This is a genomic window from Shewanella sp. SM74 (assembly GCF_025653725.1).
GTDB classification, from domain to species: domain Bacteria; phylum Pseudomonadota; class Gammaproteobacteria; order Enterobacterales; family Shewanellaceae; genus Shewanella; species Shewanella oncorhynchi.
The window spans coordinates 36,962-58,897 of record NZ_JAKKRZ010000026.1 but is presented as its reverse complement, the minus strand read 5'-3'; the positions used below and the strand labels follow the sequence as shown (position 1 = coordinate 58,897).

General features: G+C 44.5%; 16 protein-coding genes and 1 pseudogene. 6 read left to right on the top strand and 11 right to left on the bottom strand.

Features of this window, described 5'->3' with window-relative positions:
- Both L5M49_RS20275 and L5M49_RS20270 read right to left on the bottom strand, forming a co-directional pair.
- Positions 1 to 162, bottom strand: a pseudogene (locus tag L5M49_RS20275) (IS110 family transposase); the annotation flags it as partial.
- A 259-nt stretch (positions 163 to 421) separates the two neighbouring features.
- The gene (locus L5M49_RS20270) at positions 422 to 2,392 is read right to left on the bottom strand and encodes a hypothetical protein (RefSeq protein ID WP_263266729.1); all 1,971 of its coding nucleotides are present in this window, start codon (positions 2,390 to 2,392) and stop codon (positions 422 to 424) included.
- Positions 2,393 to 2,916: 524 nt separating this feature from the next.
- On the opposite strand from L5M49_RS20270, the gene L5M49_RS20265 reads away from it, so the two are divergent.
- From L5M49_RS20265 to L5M49_RS20255, 3 genes are all read left to right on the top strand, one after another.
- Positions 2,917 to 4,008 carry a UDP-2,3-diacylglucosamine diphosphatase gene (locus tag L5M49_RS20265; RefSeq protein ID WP_263266727.1) on the top strand — a complete coding sequence of 364 codons (1,092 nt, stop codon included), beginning with the start codon at positions 2,917 to 2,919 and terminating at the stop codon, positions 4,006 to 4,008.
- On the top strand, positions 3,998 to 5,884 hold the full coding sequence (locus L5M49_RS20260) for a lysophospholipid acyltransferase family protein (RefSeq protein ID WP_263266726.1): 1,887 nt from the start codon (positions 3,998 to 4,000) through the stop codon (positions 5,882 to 5,884). The genes L5M49_RS20265 and L5M49_RS20260 overlap by 11 nt, the downstream gene beginning before the upstream one ends.
- A 115-nt stretch (positions 5,885 to 5,999) precedes the next feature.
- Positions 6,000 to 6,431, top strand: a complete 432-nt coding sequence (locus tag L5M49_RS20255) for a CBS domain-containing protein (protein ID WP_113939315.1) — start codon at positions 6,000 to 6,002, stop codon at positions 6,429 to 6,431.
- A gap of 62 nt (positions 6,432 to 6,493) precedes the next feature.
- Here the strand turns inward: L5M49_RS20255 and L5M49_RS20250 are convergent, their stop codons facing one another.
- Complete coding sequence (locus L5M49_RS20250; RefSeq protein WP_263266725.1) at positions 6,494 to 7,846, bottom strand: NCS2 family permease; 1,353 nt, start codon at positions 7,844 to 7,846, stop codon at positions 6,494 to 6,496.
- A 690-nt stretch (positions 7,847 to 8,536) separates the two neighbouring features.
- Between L5M49_RS20250 and L5M49_RS20245 the strand changes: the two genes are divergently transcribed.
- A complete protein-coding gene (locus tag L5M49_RS20245) occupies positions 8,537 to 8,908 on the top strand; it encodes a PilZ domain-containing protein (RefSeq protein ID WP_105251715.1) in 372 nt (123 codons plus the stop codon).
- Positions 8,909 to 8,989: 81 nt separating this feature from the next.
- Here L5M49_RS20245 and radA read toward each other — a convergent pair whose 3' ends face one another.
- The gene (radA, locus tag L5M49_RS20240) at positions 8,990 to 10,354 is read right to left on the bottom strand and encodes a DNA repair protein RadA (RefSeq protein ID WP_006082696.1); all 1,365 of its coding nucleotides are present in this window, start codon (positions 10,352 to 10,354) and stop codon (positions 8,990 to 8,992) included.
- Between the two features lie 100 nt (positions 10,355 to 10,454).
- Here radA and L5M49_RS20235 point away from each other — a divergent pair, with 100 nt between their 5' ends.
- Entirely contained in the window at positions 10,455 to 12,836 is a 2,382-nt protein-coding gene (locus L5M49_RS20235) for a PilZ domain-containing protein (protein WP_263266724.1), read from the top strand.
- Here L5M49_RS20235 and L5M49_RS20230 read toward each other — a convergent pair.
- Positions 12,833 to 13,819, bottom strand: a complete 987-nt coding sequence (locus tag L5M49_RS20230) for an alpha/beta fold hydrolase (RefSeq protein WP_263266723.1) — start codon at positions 13,817 to 13,819, stop codon at positions 12,833 to 12,835. The two genes, L5M49_RS20235 and L5M49_RS20230, sit on opposite strands and share 4 nt — an antisense overlap.
- Positions 13,820 to 13,934: 115 nt before the next feature.
- Positions 13,935 to 14,915: a phosphoserine phosphatase SerB gene (gene serB / locus L5M49_RS20225; protein WP_263266722.1), complete on the bottom strand. Its 981-nt coding sequence runs from the start codon at positions 14,913 to 14,915 to the stop codon at positions 13,935 to 13,937.
- Positions 14,916 to 14,994: 79 nt separating this feature from the next.
- On the opposite strand from serB, the gene L5M49_RS20220 reads away from it, so the two are divergent.
- Entirely contained in the window at positions 14,995 to 16,029 is a 1,035-nt protein-coding gene (locus L5M49_RS20220) for a YtjB family periplasmic protein (RefSeq protein ID WP_263266721.1), read from the top strand.
- 183 nt (positions 16,030 to 16,212) lie between these two features.
- Here the strand turns inward: L5M49_RS20220 and ispH are convergent, their stop codons facing one another.
- Genes ispH through ribF form a run of 5 tightly spaced genes read right to left on the bottom strand, consistent with a single transcriptional unit; the run spans position 16,213 to position 21,905 of the window.
- A complete protein-coding gene (gene ispH / locus L5M49_RS20215; protein ID WP_028760920.1) occupies positions 16,213 to 17,169 on the bottom strand; it encodes a 4-hydroxy-3-methylbut-2-enyl diphosphate reductase in 957 nt (318 codons plus the stop codon).
- A gap of 1 nt (position 17,170) precedes the next feature.
- A complete protein-coding gene (gene fkpB, locus L5M49_RS20210) occupies positions 17,171 to 17,593 on the bottom strand; it encodes an FKBP-type peptidyl-prolyl cis-trans isomerase (protein ID WP_028760921.1) in 423 nt (140 codons plus the stop codon).
- A complete protein-coding gene (gene lspA / locus L5M49_RS20205; protein WP_028760922.1) occupies positions 17,590 to 18,105 on the bottom strand; it encodes a signal peptidase II in 516 nt (171 codons plus the stop codon). Before lspA ends, fkpB begins: the two co-directional genes overlap by 4 nt.
- 9 nt (positions 18,106 to 18,114) lie before the next feature.
- Positions 18,115 to 20,937: an isoleucine--tRNA ligase gene (ileS, locus tag L5M49_RS20200; protein ID WP_173246252.1), complete on the bottom strand. Its 2,823-nt coding sequence runs from the start codon at positions 20,935 to 20,937 to the stop codon at positions 18,115 to 18,117.
- Between the two features lie 32 nt (positions 20,938 to 20,969).
- Complete coding sequence (ribF, locus tag L5M49_RS20195) at positions 20,970 to 21,905, bottom strand: bifunctional riboflavin kinase/FAD synthetase (RefSeq protein ID WP_263266731.1); 936 nt, start codon at positions 21,903 to 21,905, stop codon at positions 20,970 to 20,972.
- Between the last annotated feature and the right edge of the window lie 31 nt (positions 21,906 to 21,936).

Sequence of the window (21,936 nt, the reverse complement as noted above, 5' to 3'; positions counted from 1 at the left end):
GGCCTCCATAGCAATAAGGCTACCTTCGGGGAATTGTCTAATTTTATCGAGCAGCTTGTTTCTGTTAACCTTTTTGTTACTCATGACAGAGTTATCCATAAGACAAACACAAACTTGAAAAACATTTTTGGCTAAATCGATACCAATAACTTTAATATCCATGATGGAAACCTCCAGAACTATTTGTCAGCTTTAAGCTTGGCATAATACTGCAAGCTTAGGTGCTGAGGCGTCCATCACATCACTACAGGATCTTTGTATCTATATGGGGTATTATTAGCATAGGAGTATCAATTGAAACCATGAACGGTGTTGTTTCTCCATCACGTCAGCTGAATCATTGGAGTAGAACCGCCCAATAAGTTGATCATAGTATCCTGCCTACATATAAATTAGTACGAACTACGATCCTTTCTAACTGTTATTCTTCGTCCGCCTTAAGCTTTTTATAAATAAACAAGTCATCTTCTATTTTAAAAATAACTAAGATTAAAAGCTTTAAGTAAAGTAAATAGGAATTTTCATGTAGATGAATTTCTGTCGGATTTGCCTGTGTACCATGTAAATAGCTATTTCTTAAGTCGTGCCCGTTTGTAAACTCACTTTTGTTTAAATAGTAATTGAAGTAATTTTGCTCAGGTATTGCGAAAAGTGAACTTCCAAAAAACACTAGTCCATCATTACTCATATGCATAACCTCGTCTTGAATATCGGCAGGATAATGGTGTAACGAGGCGACCTCATTTTCAAAAACATCTTTTAGTATTAAAATTCGGTTCCAATTTGTAACTTGAACGCAATTATTTTCATCGACAGATATATAATTATTATCTATCAAATAATTTAAATGCTCAAGCTGATGTTCTTCGTAATTTCCGAAATCGATTTCTTCTTCATTCACCAATAAATCAACAAAGTTTCTGTATTGCTTGTCTTTGAACGGGTCAAGATAAGTCAACAGAGTTTGATCCGAAAATAGCAGATAAGTTAGAAAATTAACTTCTTGGTCATCCTTATTGACATATATGTATTTATTGCTATTTAAGCTTGGAATGTCTTTGATGGCTGTAGGGCCAGACGACATTTGTAGAAGTTCAAAATCAATATGTCCATTTTCTACAAATAATTTGTATTGCTTCAATATCGACTCGAACTCAGGTGCGATTGTTCTTATTTTCTCTAAAGCAGAAGCATTTTGAGTAGGAATTGTAAAATTGGCGTTACTAGGTAAGTCAAATAATTCCGGTAGAGTATTAGTGAAAACTGTTTTTAGAATGTCTTCTAATGAACACCCAAGCCCTTTTAGTACGTTGGAATATGTGTAAATTTGGCCCATAGATGCCATTTCTAATTGTGTGAACGCCACACCAAAAACGTATTCAGTTTTAGATCTAACACCTAAAGTTCTTTCAAAAATTCCAAGCTGATTTTCTTTGCTGGTTAAAGCTACAATATTCTGTTCATCCACGTACTCAAAAAGTGTCTCGAAGTTTCTGTACAGAATATATGGGTGATTATTTTCTTTAATGTAATCCAAGCTAAATTCGTAATGGACTGTACCCTGCTCAATCCAAGCATGTTTAATTTTAGAAGCATTTTCGGGATAACTGATAGCTACCCCGTATTCAAATGATGAACTAGAACCACTATCGAAAAACTCTTTAATAGACTGTTGGTATTTTCTCTTAGCTGCTAATTTAGTTTTATCTGAGATTCGGAAGTCATTATGTTTTTTAGAATTTTGTATTATTGGCAGGTAGTTAGTATTGCAATGCCCTGAGTCGATGTACGAAGCAATTATGCTTTCTTTATCTTGAATAGTTAAACAACTAGGTAGGAACAACTTCGTTTTATTGAAACTATTTTCGACTTCATATATAGAAAGAAGGATCTCTGCACTCTGCTGGTCACTTTTTAAAAACTCACAGAGAACAAGCTTATATTTATCCACCAAATTTTTATGGCTCAACAAGTGCCTCACTTGATGGGGGAGGTTCTTTAAAACTTCTTCCATTTGAGATGGCGATATATTTTTATATTGTTGATAGTTACTTATTAATAACCAGAAACTATCATAGTAACCGTAATCTATATTTTCAAAATATGACAGGAAGTTACTATCATCAATATTAGTTATGAATTTCCCAATTAAATTTTTAAAAGTATTAACTTTTTCTTTGTAAGTAACAATATCTGTATCTGACCAACTTTTAAGGTATATGCCGTTTTCGAAAAACAGCGATATATTGTACAGTTCAAGTATATCGTTTATATCGTTTATATCGTTTGCTATTTCGCTATTCAATAACCGCTCTGCTTTTGATAAGTAATGACCACTCGACATGTCGTGTATCGAGTGAAATACAACCCTATCTCTATCTGACTTGTTCATAACAAACATTAACCTTGTAATTTCGTATCATTGTCTCTTTTACTAAGATATCGATTTTATACTTTTATTACAAACGCTTATTAGCATGTATCACTTTGATCTGATCCAGCAATAGTGGACACTTTGTATCATTACTAAAACTTGGCCAATTGGCTCATGATAACAAGTAACCTGTCTTAGCGCTGTGGCGCGGAATGGGGCAATATCTTTTTAGCTGAACGAACAGCAGAAGTGTTAATTAAGATTGGCATTGTTGCAACTGTGACCGTTGGCGGCATGGATGCCGTCGTCGAGCCCTCAGGGACACTTCTTGTTAAATGCAAGGGCGGCGTGTCACAGGGGAAACAATGACAATTCATGCTGCAAACTAACTATCGGATCTAATTGCATCCTGATGTGAATCTTGCAGGTTCAGTCCAGGCTAATCCATCTTTTGTCATCTGCATGTCATCTAAACTTCATCATTCGGTCAAAGCCCCCCACTAAGCTCATATTCGTTAACAGCCTAATGGGGTGAATACGAGATGACAGGATTTAATTTCAGGAAACTTGAGAGGTCTACGCGGGAAGAGATAAATGACCCCAGCCTTTCCCCTCCCACCTTTAATCGCTCAACGCCAACATTAGCACCAACATCCTCAAATCAATCCAATTGTGCCGCTATTACCCCATCCGCATTAACTTCAACCCATACAGCAAGCATCACAGTTAACGCCCTCTGGTTGTCAGATATCCATTTAGGCTGTAAGGATTGCAAGGCTGACTACCTGCTCAGCTTGCTTGAAACCGTGCGTTGTCAGCACTTGTATCTGGTCGGTGACATAGTCGATTTATGGGCGTTGAAACGTAAGCTGCACTGGCCCGATAGCCACAATAAGGTGCTGCAAAAATTCATTGAACTGGCACAAAACGGCACCCAAGTGATTTATCTGCCGGGCAACCACGACGAATTGATTAAACCCTACGCCGAGCTAAGCCTGTGGAATATTAAAATTGCCCGCCAACATATTCACCACGGAATTGGCGGCCATAAACTCTTGATGCTCCACGGGGATCAGTTTGATGCCGATGTGTGTGTCGGCCGTTTCTACGCCATATTGGGCGACCATTTATATGACCTATTATTGTTCCTCAATCGCAATCTCCATAGCTTGCGGGAACGCTTAGGTTATCCCTATTGGTCACTGGCAAGTTATATCAAGTCCAAAGTGGGCAAGGCTCAAGCCGCTATTGGACATTACCGTCAAGCGGTACTCAACTATGCCCAGCACTTTGATGTTGACGGTGTGATCTGCGGTCATATCCATCAGCCCGAACTCTCGACTCACCCCAGAGCAGCCCAATATTACTCACCACTCAGTCCCCCAGAAAAGAGGCAGATCATCTACGCCAACGACGGTGACTGGGTCGAAAACTGCAGTTTAATCACAGAAACCTTAAGCGGCGAATTACAACTTTGCCGCTGGAACGAGCAAACGCTCAAGCTCGATATTCTCAACAGTATAGCGCTGGTACAACAACCGCCTGAGATGCACAAAGACAAGCAACAAAAAACGGCAGCGCAGCAAATGCCAAACATAAATACCGGCGAAACTCGCCCAAGGGATGTTGCCTAACACTATGAATCAATTACATAACGCTATGGAATGCAATGAAAAAACGCTAAACAGCAACCTTAGCCATAACAAGCATACTGTGCTGTTTAAGGCGAATAACATGATTTTTACCGTTGATAATGTGGTTGAACAAAATCTACCAGCGATCAATGACAAACCTTGGCTCGCTAAACCTGCCAAGGCCATGCTGCGTTACCTGCTCAATGAAAAACAGTGCAACGATATCGCCAGTCAATATACCTATTTACAGGGCGTAGACTTTGTCGAACAAATGCTGGCGAGTTTTGACTTTAGTTTTACCGTGCCCGCCAACGAGATAGAAAACATTCCCTGTGAAGGCCGAGTGGTCATATTCGCGAACCATCCTATAGGTTCACTCGATGCATTAGCGCTCATCAAACTCATCAGTGAAGTTCGCCCTGATATTAAAGTCGTCGCGAATGAGCTCTTGATGGCGCTGGAACCGCTGCACTCAATCCTACTGCCAGTGCGCAATATGACCGGCGGCACACCGAAACAGCATTTAGAAAAAATCCACCAGCATCTGCGTAATGAAGGCGCAGTGCTGATTTTTCCGTCGGGCGAAGTCTCGCGTCTGCGCCCTAACGGCGTGCGTGATACCCAATGGCACTCAGGCTTTTTAAAGATGGCGATTTCCTGCAATGCGCCCCTACTGCCAATATTTTTAGATGCCAAAAACTCTGCCACTTTCTACGGCGCATCTATGATTTACAAGCCACTTGCGACACTGCTGCTAGTGAAGGAAATGTTCAAGCAGGCTAAACGTAATATGCCGATCCGCATTGGCGAGCTCATTCCCAATGAAGCCGTACGCTCAATGGACTTTCCACTCAAGACAAAGATAAAACTGCTTAAAAATCACTTGTATCGTATTGGCAAAGATAAAGATCCACTGTTTATCACCCAGAGCGCTATCGCCCACCCCGAATCGCGCCGTGAACTGCAAGCGGCACTGCAACAATGTGAACTTCTAGGGGAAACGCAAGATAACAAGTTGATTTATCTCTACCAACACCACGACAGTAATCCCATCATGCGGGAAATTGGCCGCCTGAGGGAAATCGCCTTTCGCGCCGTAGGCGAAGGTTCGGGTAAGCGCCGCGATATCGATAAATACGATTCCTACTACCAACACTTAGTGTTGTGGGATAAAGAGCAGTTTGAAATTATCGGCGCCTATCGTTTTGCCAGTGGTGAGCAAGTCTTAGCAAAATATGGCGACCACGCACTCTACAGCCAATCCCTATTCCAATACGCCGACAGCTTTATGCCCTTTGTGAAGCAAGGGTTAGAACTCGGTCGCAGCTTTGTACAGCCTAAATATTGGGGTAAACGCAGTTTAGATTATCTGTGGTTTGGCATTGGGGCTTATCTCGCCAAGCATCCTGAATATCGTTATCTATTTGGCCCAGTATCCATCAGCAATCAACTGCCTGGAAGTGCTAGGGAAATGCTAGTGCACTTTTATGCGCGGGAATTTGCACCTGCGCAGCAGATGGCAGTTTCCATGTCGCCCTTTGGCTTATCTAAATCCCAAAAAGCTAAGTTAGATGACTTGTATTTCTCCGAGGATTATCAGAGTAACTTTAAGCAACTCAAACAAGTGCTCGCGAGTATGGGGGCGGCCGTACCTACGCTCTACAAACAATATGGTGAACTGTGTAAAGCGGATGGGGTTAAGTTTCTCGCCTTTGGTATCGACGCCGACTTTGGCGATTGTATCGATGGCTTAGTGCTGGTGGACACCCACAAACTGAAAGGTAAAAAGTATCAACGCTACATAGGTGCACACTTGCCCGAATCGGAGCGGATGCCAATCACAGCGGATGATGAGCCAGAGGTCCAAGATCTTTGAGTTAAAACTTTGTAATGGGTGTTGGCTAAACTTGCACCACTCTGTTATAAGTAACTGTAATGCAGCGCATTAACAGAGCGCATCCTAGGATGCGCAAGCTTAACAGGGGATCATCATGCCGATCATTATCGCCGATATTATGAGTACCCGAGTCGTCACGGTTGAAATGGACGATCGATTAACTGTGGCGAAGGAAATCTTCGACCAAGCGAGCTTTCATCACTTGTTGGTCGTCGATGAGTATCAACTTGAAGGCGTGTTATCGGAGCGGGATCTGCTGCGCGCGATTAGCCCGAACTTAGGCAGTAGCGCGGAAACCGCAAGAGACTTAGAAACCCTACAAAAACGTGTACATCAAGTGATGACGCGTAATCCGGTTACCGTCGCACCTCACATCAATTTAGACACGGCCACCCGCATGTTATTAGATAACAATATAGGCTGCTTACCCGTGTTAGAGGACGGTAAATTGGTTGGAATTGTTACTTGGAAAGACTTATTACGTGCCTATTGTGAGTACAGAGCACAAAATCAAAGCGAGTGCTAATCCTAAGACTGCACTCGTTTCTGTTCTCAATAACTAAGTTCAAATCACTCAGTTTGCCTAACTTAAATCGCCCAACCACCCATATAAAACACCACTAAACCTAAGGTGATGGCAAGCACGCCTAACTTCAGTTTACGCCATTCGCCACTGCAAATACGGCCTACCACCAGTGTCACAAAACCCAGCATAATACCGGTAACGATATTACAGCTTAAGATGATAAACACAGCGCAGGTTAAGCCCGACATGGCATCAACTTTATCGTCAAAGTCGAGTTTCGCCACATTACTCAGCATCAACAAACCCACATACATCAAAGCAGGTGCTGTCGCATAGGCTGGCACTAAATAGCTTAATGGCGCTAAAAACATCATCAATAAAAACAGTACGCCAACTATGGTAGCCGTTAAACCTGTCTTACCGCCCGCTGCAGTACCCGCCGCCGACTCGATATACACAGCCGCTGGTGCACCGCCGACTAAACCTGCCACCATACTGCTGACTGAGTCTGAGGTTAAGGCTTTACCACCGCCGACAATATTGTCGTCTTTATCGAGTAAATTTGCTTGCCCAGCCACAGCCCGGATAGTGCCGGTCGCATCGAAAATCGCCGTCATCACTAACGCTAATACGATAGGCAAGACCACAGGATTAAAGGCACCCATAATATCGAGCTGACCAATCAGTGAATGCTCTGAGGTAAAATCAGGCAAGGCGAACAAACCTTGGAATTTAACGCTCGGATCGAACACTAAACCAAATACCGATAGCGCGATAATCACCAACAAAATACCGCCTGGTACACCGCGGCGCTCTAAACCAATTGTCGCCGCTAAACCTATAACGGTAGCGATAACAGGTAAGCTGTTAATGTCGCCTAACTTCACAGGTAAGCCTGCGCTATTGGCCACAATCAACTGCACACTATTAGTCGCAATCAAAAGTAAAAACAAGCCGATACCTATGCCTGTACCGTGGGCTATGCCCTTTGGTAAATTAGCCAGTACCCACTGGCGAATACCTGTCACACTCACAAGCGTGAACGTCACGCCCATTAGGAAAATCGCGCCTAAGGTGACTGGAATCGACATTCCCTGACCTAGGACTAAGCTAAACGCAGTAAAGGCCGTGAGCGAAATCGCGCAGCCAATCGCCATAGGTAAGTTAGCCCATAAACCCATGAGCAAAGAACCAAATGAAGCAATTAAACAGGTTGCAATAAACACGGCACCAGGATCAAATCCCGCTTGGCCTAACATGTTAGGCACCACAATCACTGAGTAGACCATAGCGAGGAAGGTTGTGAATCCCGCAATCACCTCTTGGCGAACTGTGCTACCACGTTGTTGAATAGAAAAATAACGGTCCAGAAACGAACCAGAGGATACGGCTGTTGAACTCAATTGCTCAGACATAATGTTGTTATACCTTGTGATCTCTTAAAATGGGGTCGGTACCAATTACCCTAAAACGCAATTGGCGACGCTGGCTGCGGCAGATTAGAGCCCCAAATCCATCGGACTTGGGTGAGAGATCCACATCATTTTCCTACTGTGGGAAAAATCCATGATCTGCAAGCAGTGATGCCTCGCGATGATTAAAAAGCCATTAACCATGTAGACGCAGCCGTTGTTGGCCGCGGATGATACTGGAATCTCCCAAAGATAGCTAAGACATCGCCTACACTTCGATAAAAAATTAGCGGCAAAAACTGAAATCTGTTGTTTAAAAAAACGCCTAAACCTATGTAATAACTGCTACTTAATATCACATTAATCACGATAAGAGTCTGCCAGTGCCGCGTAAACGTACGCTAACTTCACCCCTCCTTCATCTCCCAATATTAGAATATGGCAAGTCAACCAAGCCTTGATACTGTGTATTGATACTTGGCGTATTAACGTTTCAGGGGTTGTTGTACAAGGAGCCACACTTACGCTTTCTGTAACGAACACCTCGTCATTCACCGCCTGCGTGAATATGCGATCTTGGTAGCTTTATTGAACAAAAAATTACTCTGCTTTTACAGTCACATCAATATGACTTATGCTTAGAGGCACTGATGGGACTACACTTAGCTGACTATGAAAGAAAAAGGATTGGGTATGGACGAAAGGCGTAAGTTTTCGCGGATTCTATTTGCCACGAGCGCACATCTACAACAAGGTGGTGCGCAGTGGGAGACGACCATTCTCGATTTGAGTCTAAATGGCGCTTTGGTTGAAGAACCGCAAAATTTTATTAATTCGGGTGATGCTATTACCCTCAGTTTTGCCTTACCAGAATCTGACATTGAGATCCGTATGGAAACTGAGTTGGTCCATCAAAAAAATGCCCAATTAGGTTTGAAGTGTAACTTTATCGATGTTGATAGTATCAGCCACCTAAAACGTATGGTGGAACTGAACCTAGGTGATGCTTCTTTGCTGAATCGTGAACTTATGTTGTTTATCGAAAAACACAATATCACAGCTTAAAACACCAGCTCACAAATACAAACAGCGCCTAATGGCGCTGTTTTACTTACTGGTGTTAATCTCACTCGCGAGCATTTGATGCTAAATCGCTTCTAGCGCTTCGGATAACTTAGAAACACCCACCACTTCCATACCAGCTGGAGGCTTTTTCGGCACATTGGCCTTGGGCACTATTGCTCGTTTAAAACCATGCTTAGCGGCTTCGATTAATCGCTCTTGCCCATTAGGCACAGGCCGAATTTCGCCGGACAGCCCGACCTCACCAAAGGCAACTAAATCGCTAGGCAAAATATCACCGCGAAAACTCGATACCATTGCAAGCAGCAAGGTTAAGTCGGCACTGGTTTCCGTTACTTTCACGCCGCCCACCACGTTAACAAACACATCCTGATCCGACATCTGCAAACCACCATGGCGGTGCATTACGGCAAGCAACATCGCCAAACGGTTTGCATCCATACCCACAGCCACGCGGCGCGGGTTAGACATGGCCGAGTTATCCACCAGCACTTGCAGCTCCACCAACAAGGGCCGCGTTCCTTCCCAAACCACCATAACAAGCGAGCCAGATGATTCTTCTTCACCACGAGAAAGGAAGATTGCCGAAGGATTAGCGACTTCCTTTAAGCCGCGCTCGGTCATGGCAAATACGCCTAATTCATTGATCGCGCCAAAACGATTTTTATGGGAGCGCAAGGTGCGGTAACGACTATCGCTATCCCCTTCGAACATCACAGAGCAGTCGATACAATGTTCCAATACCTTGGGCCCAGCCAAACTGCCATCTTTGGTCACATGGCCGACCATGATCACGGCAATGCCATTTTCTTTCGCAAAACGGGTTAAGTAAGAAGCGGATTCACGCACCTGCGACACACTGCCAGGGCTCGATGCCACATCACTCATGTGCATCACTTGAATCGAGTCAACAACGATGACTTTAGGCAATTCTTTAAGGGCAACTTCGCAAATTTGCTCGACGCTGGTTTCAGACAACATCCGCAATTTATTGGTTGGTAAACCAAGGCGATGGGCGCGCATCGCTACCTGCTGCAACGATTCTTCACCCGTGACATACAGTGCAGGCATTTGCTCGGCCAGATGACACAGAGTTTGCAATAAAAGCGTACTCTTACCTGCGCCTGGATGTCCGCCTATCAAAATGGCAGAACCTGGTACAATCCCACCACCGAGCACTCGATCTAATTCGCCAAAATGACTCAAGATCCGCGGTAAGGCATTGAGATCGATTTGATCTAATGTCTTCACTTCATTGCTGCTTGCTCCGGCATAACCGACAAACTTAGTGCTGCGCCCAGGCGAAGCTGCACCGAGCCTCACCTCAGTGATCGTATTCCATTCCTGACAAGCGCTACACTGCCCTTGCCAACGGGGAAAGTCTTGTCCACACTCATTACATACGTACGCCGTTTTATTCTTTGCCATAACTCATTAAAATCTGTATAAAATCAATTTAAGTAACTGCGAATACTGCCGACATAAGACTAACAGCCCAATACAAAATAAGCATTAAAAAGAACCCTACATGAGTCTAGATAACCATAGTGCACTCATCGAACAGCTCAAGCCATTGCTCATGGAACCTAACTTCCAAGAGATTTTCCAGCAGCTGACGATAGATGAAACCAATTCGACCCGTTTTCTAGTGAAAATGGAACTCAGTCGTTTGGCTTCACCATGCACGCGAATTATCGATCTCAGGGATAAATCTGAGCTTCCTTGTGTTGAAGTGATGTTAGGTCAACAGCGACATTTTTTAGATGAACCCGCCAAAAACAGTATGCATGAGGCAATGTCACTGTTTCGCAATCAATATACCTTGGGAGTATACGAGTATGTGCTCAATGCTCACCAACAACGTCGGTTAAAGTTGCGCCAAAATGTCACGCAAGTGGAAGCCGCTGAATCAGAGCCTTTTATGGTGCCCGGCGTGGTATTAGGCAGTTATTTCAACCGCACAGAAGAGCGGATGAATTACAGTATTCGCATCGCAGCATCGCAAACCAGCCGTGGTGAAGTACAAGGGATAACTGCAGATTTATCCGTAGGTGGTGCCCGTATTCGCCTTGCAGCTAACCATCCCTTCGATCTCGACCATCCCCTAAAAATAAAGTTACTGGAACTCAGTGAAGAGTTTTACTATCCCGATCTCCAGCTCGGTGTTGACTATGAGGTTGTCGATAGCCAAACCAATGGCGAATACATTTGGTTAAGACTCAAGCGTATTGGGGGCAGCGAAGCCTTAAGTGAAATGCTTGGCAATTTAATCCACGGCTACAAACTGCGTTACAAGGTAGATGTAAATGATGTGATAGTGACTGCATCTGGACTCGGATTTGAGCGTCATTACTTACCCCATCTGCCGCACTTACCTTTATATTTCAATACTCAAACGCAAGGTTTGAGCCACATGCTACTCAGCCGAGATAACCAGCAGATAGTGCATTATTTTCAAGATGAAAATGATGTGAGCCAGTTACCAGCTATGCTGACACCAAGCCGTTTATCTGAGCTACTTAATCATCCTGAAAATCCCGACCATGGGCTATTTTTTAGCTTTACCTATAATGCCCAAGGTTGCTTATATTTTTACTCTGCCACCTTAGCAGAGCTTAAAGCTAAGGGCATGATGCCTTTATTTTTAGGCTTTGCATCGACCAAGCCCAGCTGGCGGATCTTCAAAGTCACCCAAGATAAAATTTATCATGATAAGGGTTATCGACGTGCGACCCTCCCCGGAGATGAAGCAAAATTTAGCCCATTGGTCGAACAACAATTATCACAATTTAGCCATTTGCTTCAGCTCATCGAAATCAGCAACGAAGATACCAGAGGCCATTACAAAGCTTGGCAAGACGATAGTAATGCCAACGCCCTAAAAACCTTTGGTCAACAAAGACTGACCACCAATCAAATTAAGTTAGTTTCCATGCAGTTTAGCGAGCGACGCCAAGAAGCGCGTTTCGCCTTTAAAACCTTAGTCAATGTGACTCAAGACAAGCACAAAGCCACGGGCATTACTTTAGATATTTCAAGCCGAGGCATGCAATTAACCTTGGATAATCCTGCAGATTTTTCATCAAATAAACCACTACTGTTAAGCTTCCCAAAGCTCCAAACCATTGCAGGCAAAACACAGCTAGATAACCTCCCCTACCGCTTAGTGCGTACCCGCAAGAATGGTGTAACCTTGCATTTAACCGCCGTTATGGGCCATACGCCCCATGTTGGGGTAGAATTTTTAAATAAACTTATTGCCCATAACAAAGAAAAATTAGAGCAACTCACCGAAAACAATAGTGAAATCAAAGAACTTGCCGATGGTTTAAAAAATATTTTGATGCATGATTTACATTCTGTGCCCTATTTTGTTGAAAAAACGACAAAATCTGCCCAAGTCGCTTGTTTAGGCGTTGGTACACAACAGGATGAGATCAGCGATATTTTTGCCGCGGGCACCTCAGATACTCTGCAATATAATTTAGCGCCACTGCTAAAAGACGGTTTTTTTAAGCGAGATATTCTCGAACCTATCCGCCAAATGAAACCCCAACAGGACATGGATTTTATTGAAGTGTTTATTCAGTTAATTCGCCAATCTCGCGGAAAAATCTTTTTAAAGTGCACTCTTGCAACTGAAATCGGTGATGTCGAAGCACAGATAACCTTTATCAATCAGAGCAAAGCATTAGGTAGATTCCTCGCCCTACGGATTTATCGCGGCGCGACAGAGAAGCCTGACATGAACTACCTACGCCGTGAATTGGAATACATTAATATTCATGCAAACCATAAAGCTAAACAGTTAGAAGAACAGTTATGGCGTGTGATTGGTGTCGGCGAACTGTTAGATATTACCCAAGAAGTCGAATTAAGATACCCAGTACTTCATAAAAAGCAGTCTTAATTGTTCAATACCGCCAGATCAAAACTTAAATACCAATCCCTTATCTTAGGAAAATGATCACTGGTGGCATCTAAATGCGTCAGCATATCTGCATGGCCATAGTCATGCTTAAAGCCATTCTCCTTAGAAAGAAGCGTCGATTTAACCCGTTTAAAACCACACTCTACGACCATATCCGCCACATCTTCAGGGTGCCCCAACACAGTATCGTTTTGCCCTGAGATAAACCAAGCCGGTGGCCAATGAGCGCGCTTTGCCGCTTTCGCATAATCAAATCTATCATCGTGATCGATCCAATCGCCCCGTACCCAATCGATACTTTGAACTAATGAAGCGCGACTTTCATTATCCATACCAATACGCAGCTTATCGGCGGCGAGGTAACCTTGGCCCATCGCTAAACCTGGCGCTAAACGATTCCAAAAAACATCAACCATTAACCACTTTTTGAAGGACTTAACCCGAATTGTTCGTTTGCTACCGAAAGTAAGCAGTGAACGAACGCTTTGTTGCAAATCAGGATATCGGGCCAAACTACTCGCCATCAACACGCCGCCCCATGAATGGGCGCACCAATGCACCTGCAAAGGTGCCACGGCTTTACGAGCCGTCTGCTCTTGGCAGACTTTTTGATGTAAATCGAGAATCGCCTGCTGCACTAAAGGTAACTGCTCGCGGATCACTTCCCCTTGCCCTAAGGTAAAATCACGATCGATTTTAGGCAAGCTGAGCCCTCTTCCTGCAGTATCCAGCACATACACCACAAATCCCGCCTTCGCTAAATAACAACCAAGACCACGGCCACTCTGGCTATAAAACACCCGACCATTAGACATAGCACCATGGAGCATGAGGATAGGCGTTTTAGAAAAATCAGGCGCAGCCGGTAATAACTGGCGTAGATGCAGTTGACCATCGCGGTACGGTAGGTAGATTGAAGACTGTGAAATAGTCGAAATTGAGCCTTGGGCGAGCTGAGTCAAAATAAGTCACTGGTAGTTTATCAATATCCCTAAACTACCAGCTCATCAATAAAAGACAAGAGTCCTTACTCTAACTCAGTCTCTATCTAGACTTATATTTAAATAAATGAATAACCTAGATTTGTAGCAGGTAAGGTAGAACTCGCAGGTCGAGGTGACGAATATTGGCATCCGCCGCCGCGGCCAGCTTAGGTTTGGCATGGAAAGCGATACCAAAATCCGCTGCCATCACCATAGGAATATCATTCGCGCCATCGCCGATCGCGACTCTTTGGCCTTTTGGAATTTGCCACTGCTCACTGCAACGCTCAACCACATCCGCTTTAAACTGCGCATCCACAACTTTACCCGTCACTTCCCCCGCAAGTTTACCGTCAGTGATCACTAACTCATTAGCAAAGGCCGCATCTAAGTTTAGAAGCTGCCTTAAATGGCCAACAAAAGGCGTAAAGCCGCCAGATGCAACCACTAAACGCCAGCCATGGGATTTAAGCTCTAAAAGCATAAGCTCAAGCCCAGGCATCAAAGGCAAGTTGTCGCACAATGTCGTGATAATACTGGCATCGGCGCCTTTAAGCTGTGCCACACGCTGACGCAGACTCTGCTCAAAATCTAGCTCACCTTGCATAGCACGTTCAGTAATCGCCGCCACGCGCTCACCCGCGCCTGCCATGGCCGCTAATTCATCAATACATTCAATCTGAATCGCAGTGGAATCCATATCCATCACTAATAAACCGGGCTGATTCAAGCGAGGCAAATCAGCATGAATGACATGCAGTTCAGCTAAAGACTGCGGGAATGCAGCTAACTGCGCCTGAGAAGGCAAATTTACCAGTGCCAACTCGATACAATGTAAACCAACTTGGCGTTCGATATGGGCGATACCGATAACGTTAGACTGAGGCAATTGCGCTATCCAGGCCGATATTGTCGCCTCTACCGCGGCATCTTGATAAATAATTCGCACACGTGAAACACCAGCGGGGTTTGCTGACTCTTGATAACGTTCAAACACTTGCCCTTGGCGTTCAAACCTTGGGGAATGGTCAGAGACTAACCACAAAAAAAGCGCATCTTGGTTCAAGCTTTCCATCGGACTTAAATTCTCCAACTATCGGGCTCACTCAGAATCAATTATGATTAGGCAAGCGCTCTACATTTTAAGGGTCAAAGTGTTATATCTTAAAGGGCTAAAGAAAAGCCATAAAATCAGTAGACTGATCCAAATTGCCGCCGCATTCGCCTTAATATTCGGCTTAGTGCAATTGTGGCAAACAAGCCTACTACAAGGTCAGCTGCTTCTAAAGTCCCAAACTCAAAAGATGGCCAGATTACTGGTACAGCAAACCGCTTATGGTGCCGCACCCGCGCTACAACTGCAAAATGACGAGCAGTTGCAATGGCTCGCCAGCGCTTTAGTGGAAGATCCTAAGGTGATGTCCGCCGCCATCTTCAGTGACCAAGGCATGCGGCTATCCTTCGCTCAAAGCATCACTAAGGATGTAGTTGATCCTGACTCTGAAGATATGAATTTGCTGCTAAGCAAATATCCTCCCTATGTAGAGCCCGTGATCCAAGAAGGGAAAAATCTAGGTTATGTCGAAGTTAGGCTTGATACCAAGTTATTTTTCAACGAAATCAAAGAAGCCCATAATTTAAACATGGAGCAACAACAAATCATGCTGTTGGTTGCAGGCTTGATTGGTATGTTGCTTTCACGCTCTTTGTCTTTCAAACGTGCCGACTTCGACCGCCGTCGCTTTCGGGTTAAGTTGCGTCAAGCGCCGAAAAAACCTGAGAAACGATCCTCAACTGAAGAGCCATCAGAAAGTGTTAATGATGGTTTGGCGCAAGAGCCAACCGAAGATAAACCGGTGGCTACCACTGATAACCCACAAGAGAAAGCGACTAAGCCCACTAAGGCACCAAAAGCAGTGACAGAGGCAAATACCGATAAGCTCACTCAGACCAGCGTGCGAACTAAGGCCGAAAAAACGTCAGAAAAATCATTGGAATTACAGGATAATACAACAGTTGAAAACGCGACAAACAATGCGGAACAAGCGGCACCTGTTAAGGTTAAACCTAAAGTGAAAAGTGTCCGCCGAGTAAAACACGCGACTAAAACAACAGCCGCTGCGGCCGAAACCTCTACGCCAAAAACGCTCAATGAGCCAAGCGATCTCGACACAGATTCAACAGGTTAATATCTATTTCGATAGATAAGGTAAATCACTAATCTATTGATAGCTAAGCTCTAGATAAGCCATAAACAAGCAATTTCTAATAACCAAACCATTAATAACAAAGTCGAATAGAACAGCCGCTAAAAATTGACATAAAAAAGGGTTCGCATTGCGAACCCTTTTTCAGAATTAAACAGTCACGATTTAACGTAATTCGGCTGGCACAGCAAAAACAGTGTCTTCTTTACGCCCTTCAACTTCAGTCACAACACTAGGGGCAAGTTTAGCGATTGCTTGAACAACTTGTTGGACTAAGACCTCGGGGGCTGAAGCTCCTGCGGTGACGGCTACACGTGTAACATTATCAAACCAACTAGACTCAACATCATCTGCAGTATCCACTAGATAAGACTGGGTTCCTGTTTTCAATGCTAGCTCGCGTAAACGATTAGAGTTAGAGCTGTTCTTTGAGCCAACAACAATCAACAAATCAACGTCTGCAGATAAATTGCGTACCGCATCTTGACGATTCTGCGTTGCATAACAAATATCGTCTTTTCGCGGACCTTCAATAGAGGGAAACCTTTTTTGTAACGCAACAATAATGTCCAAAGTATCATCTACAGACAAAGTAGTTTGTGTCACGAAGCAAAGATTATTGGGATCGCGCACTTCCAAAGCTTCAACATCTGCAGGCGACTCAATCAGATAAACGCCACCATTAGGATTATCGTATTGACCCATAGTACCCTCGACTTCAGGGTGCCCTTCATGGCCAATCAGGATGCACTCAATACCTTTGCGGCTGGCACGCGTCACCTGAAGATGTACTTTAGTCACTAAAGGACACGTCGCATCAAAGACTCTCAGCCCTCGCGCCTTAGCCTCTTGTCTCACCGCTTGAGATACACCATGGGCACTGAAGATAACAATGTTGTTATCCGGCACTTGATCTAACTCTTCGACAAAAACCGCACCGCGATCCTTCAGATTCTGCACGACATAGCGGTTATGCACGACTTCATGGCGAACATAGATAGGAGGCGAAAATAATTCCAACGCCCGTTCAACAATACTGATAGCACGATCAACACCCGCACAAAAACCGCGCGGGTTAGCGAGCATAATATTTAAACTTGGGCTAGTAGGATCGAGTTTCATCTTAAAATACCTTTACTACGTCCAGTTCAAAAGTGATCTTGTGTCCTGCCAGAGGATGATTAAGATCGACTGTGATGGAATCACCCGCAACATCACGGACAATACCAGGGATCTCACTACCACCAGGGCCAGCAAAACTCACAATCACGCCAGCCTCTAAACTCATGTCAGCCGGAAAACGGCTTCGATCTAGATAATGGATAGCATCAGGATTGGATTCGCCAAAGGCATCAATCGCTTCAAGCGTGAAACTGTGCTTATCACCTTCAGCAAGCGTCACCAGCTGCGCCTCAAATGCAGGACTTAAAGTACCATCACCCACATTTAATCGAGCCGGTTTACCCGAGGCTTTAGTGCTATCGGCAGTTGAGCCATCAGCAAGCACAATGTTCATGTGGCATAATAATGAACGTGTCACAGTCACTTTTTAACCCCTTCAGCGCTATCAGCTTCAGACTTATCGCTTACAAATGCATCCCAAATAATCAGCACTGCACCGACGCAAATAGCAGCGTCGGCAATATTGAATGCTGGATAATGGCTCTTATTCCAGAAGAAATCGATAAAATCAACCACGAAACCATGCATCAATCGATCGACTAAATTACCTAAAGCACCACCAATCACTAAGGTGTAAGCTAGATTCAGTTTCCACAAAGAAGACGATTGCTTACGCAACCACACAGTCAATAACGTACTGAATCCAATCGCAACAATCGTAAACAGCCAGCGCTGCCAACCTCCGGCTTCACTTAAAAAACTAAAAGCTGCACCATAGTTACGTACATAAGTGAAATTAAAGAAGGGCAATAATTTCACTGATTCATACAAATCAAAATTGGCTAAGACCCATTGCTTAGATAGCTGATCGGCTAAAAACACCAATACAGCTACCCAATACCAACGTAAGCCACTGTCTTTCCAAGTTAATGGCATACAGATCCTTTACGCAAACTGACGAACTTCGCCGTCACCTTCAATATTGGTTACGCAGCGAGTACAAAGTGTTGGGTGAGCCTCAATAGTGCCAACCTCTTCTCTGTGGTGCCAACAACGCTCACACTTCTCGGCAGTGCTTGAAGCAACCACTAATTTCAGTGATGCCAACTCAGTCTCAACCGCTTCCAATGTCGCATCCGCTAAAGGCAATACTTTGGCTTCAGAGGTCAACAACACAAATCTCAGCTCATCGCCGATATGGGTTAATTGCTCAGTCAAGGTAGCATCCGCAAACAAGGTCACTTCAGCTTCTAATGAGCCACCGATACGTTTGTCGCGGCGAGCTTGTTCAATCACTTTGTTGACTTCATTACGCACGGTTAGCAACTGCTGCCAATAGTCATCGCTCAAATCAGTCGCTAAGGTGACTGATTTCAAGCCTTGATACCATTCTTGGGTAAAGACATAAGCATCACGCTCGCCAGGCAGTAATTGCCATACTTCGTCGGCAGTGAAGCTTAGAATTGGCGCAATCCAACGAACCATGGCCTCAGAGATCAGATACAGCGCCGATTGACAACTACGGCGCGCATGGCCTTCTTGCTTAGCCGTATATTGGCGATCTTTAATGATGTCCAGATAGAAACTGCCTAACTCAACCGAGCAGAACTGCATCAGTTTTTGAGTCACTATATGGAAGTTATATTGATCATAGGCTTCGATGATTTCCTGTTGCAGCGCAGCGGCACGGCGAACAACCCAACGATCTAACGCCACCATATCTTCAACGGCCACTAAATCCTTAGCGGGCTCGAAACCGTTTAAGTTGGCTAATAAGAAACGCGCAGTGTTGCGAATACGACGATAGGCATCGGCACTGCGATTTAAGATTTCGTCTGAAACCGTCATCTCACCGCTGTAATCAGTTGCCGCAACCCATAAACGCAGAATATCGGCGCCTAATTTGTTGGTTACCGTTTGTGGTGCAATGACGTTACCAATAGATTTTGACATCTTACGGCCTTTACCATCGACGGTAAAACCGTGGGTAAGCACTTGCTTATACGGTGCTTTGCCATTCATTGCAGTTGAAATCATCAAAGATGACATAAACCAACCGCGATGTTGATCGCTACCTTCAAGATACAAGTCAACACCGTGTCCGTGGAATTCAGGACGTGCGGCAACTACTGATGAAAAGGTTGAACCTGAGTCATACCAAACGTCCAAAGTATCAGTGACTTTACGGTATTGTTCCGCTTCATCACCCAGCAATTCTGCGGCATCAAGATCCCACCAAGCTTGAATACCCTGCTGTTCGATACGATTCGCCACGCGTTCCATTAACGACACGCTATCAGGGTGCAACTCTTCGGTTTCTCGGTTCACAAACAGCGTGATAGGCACACCCCAAGTACGTTGGCGTGAGATACACCAGTCAGGGCGGTTTTCAACCATTTTTTCGATACGACTTTGGCCCCAATCAGGGATCCATTGGGTTTGTTCGATTTCTTTCAATGCTTGCGTACGTAGGCCGTGGTTATCCATAGAGATGAACCACTGCGGTGTCGCGCGGAATATAATTGGTGTTTTGTGGCGCCAGCAATGTGGGTAGCTGTGACGGTAAGCCACGTGATTCAGCAAGGCACCTTTTTCTCTCAGCAAAGCTACGACGTTATCGTTAGCTTTAAAAACATGTTGCCCAGCAAAATACTCAGTATCAGGCTTGTATACACCGTTGTCGCCAACAGGGTTTGCCACTTCTAAACCGTACTTTTGACCGACAACAAAGTCGTCTTGACCATGACCTGGTGCAGTATGAACGATACCGGTACCCGCATCAGTAGTGACGTGATCACCTAAAATTGCAGGCACATCAAAATCCAAGAACGGGTGATTAAAGCGGACAAGCTCAAGCGCGGCGCCTTTGGTTGTACCAAGCACTGTATGGCTTTCGATGTTATAGCGAGTCAGGCAAGATTCAACCAAGACTTCAGCTAAAATAAGCGCTTGCGTCACACCGTCTTTTTCGAATTCGACTAAGCTGTAATCCAGTTCAGGACTCAAAGACAAGGCGCGGTTCGCTGGTAGCGTCCATGGCGTGGTCGTCCAAATCACCATAGAAACAGGATGTGAGTAATCGCTTACCCCAAACTTAGCCGCAACAGCTTTGCTATCGGCAGCCACAAACGCCACATCAATAGCAGGTGATGTTTTGTCTTCGTATTCCACTTCAGCTTCAGCTAAGGCAGAACCGCAATCAGTACACCAATGCACAGGTTTGACGCCTTTATGCAAGTGACCACTCTCAATCACTTTCGATAAAGAACGAACGATATTAGCTTCTGTTGAAAAATCCATCGTTAAATACGGATTTTGCCAATCACCCAACACACCTAAACGGATAAAGTCTTCACGTTGACCGTTAACTTGCTCTGCAGCGTATTTACGGCATTCTTCACGGAATTCTGCCGCAGAGATTTTTTGACCTGGCTTACCCACTTTTTGCTCAACTTTCAGCTCAATAGGCAAACCATGACAATCCCAACCTGGTACATAAGGTGCGTCAAAACCTGACATAGTTTTTGACTTAACAATAATGTCCTTGAGGATTTTATTAACTGAGTGACCAATATGAATACTGCCATTCGCATACGGTGGGCCGTCATGCAAAATGAAGGGAGTACGGCCAATTCGGCTATCACGGATCTGTTGATACAAACCGTCTTTTGTCCAGCGTTCTAACATCTCTGGCTCGCGATTTGCCAAATTACCACGCATCGGAAACTCTGTTTCCGGCAAATTCAAAGTAAATTTATAGTCGCTCATTGATCCTATACCGTTAATTAAACTGATAAATTTCAGCCTGCATCATTACCAAATAAAGCTCTGGCTTCATTTGCATCATTTAAAATCTGTTTTTTTAGCGCATCCAATGAGTCAAAAGGTTGCTCATCTCGGAGTTTAGCTACCAACTCGACTTCAACATGTTTGCCGTAAATGTCACCTTCAAAATCAAAAAGATGCACCTCAAGCTGACACACTTGACCGTTCACTGTCGGGCGAAACCCAATATTGGCGACGCCCTCATAAATATCGCTGTTATCCCAATAACATTTAACCGCAAACACACCGCGTACCGGCACAACATTGCGCTTTAAGGCGATATTAGCGGTGGGGAAACCAATTGTGCGGCCAATTTTTTGCCCATGCGCTACACGGCCACTCAAGGTAAAAGGATGTCCTAATAGGCGTCTAGCCTGTTCAATATTGCCCTTCGCCAATTGTTCACGCACAGCAGTCGAGCTCACTCTTTGCGAGCCCAGCATAAAACTTTGAGTGCTGACCACAGTAAAACCATATTGGATACCCGCCTGCACTAGCATTTCAAAATTGCCTTTACGGCCTTGACCAAAACAAAAATCATCACCGACGACGAGGTATTTGACACCCAGTTTGCGGACCAACAATTCTTCAATAAAATGCTCTGCAGGTTGATTAGCAAAAGTGCGATTAAAGTTAACACACACTAACCGCTCAACCCCGAGTTCATCGAGTAAAATGACTTTATCACGTAATAAACTTAAACGAGCCGGCGCGTTGTCGCCGCTAAACAATTCTTGCGGCTGAGGTTCAAACGTCATTAATGTCGATGGCAGCGATAACTGCTTCGCCTTCTGCACTAAGTTCGCAATCACCTGTGCATGACCACGATGGACGCCGTCAAAATTACCTATAGTCAATACACACCCGTGGTGGGATGACAAAATGTTATGTATACCGCGGATTAATTCCATAACGTTAGACAACTGCCAAGCGCAAATCGGC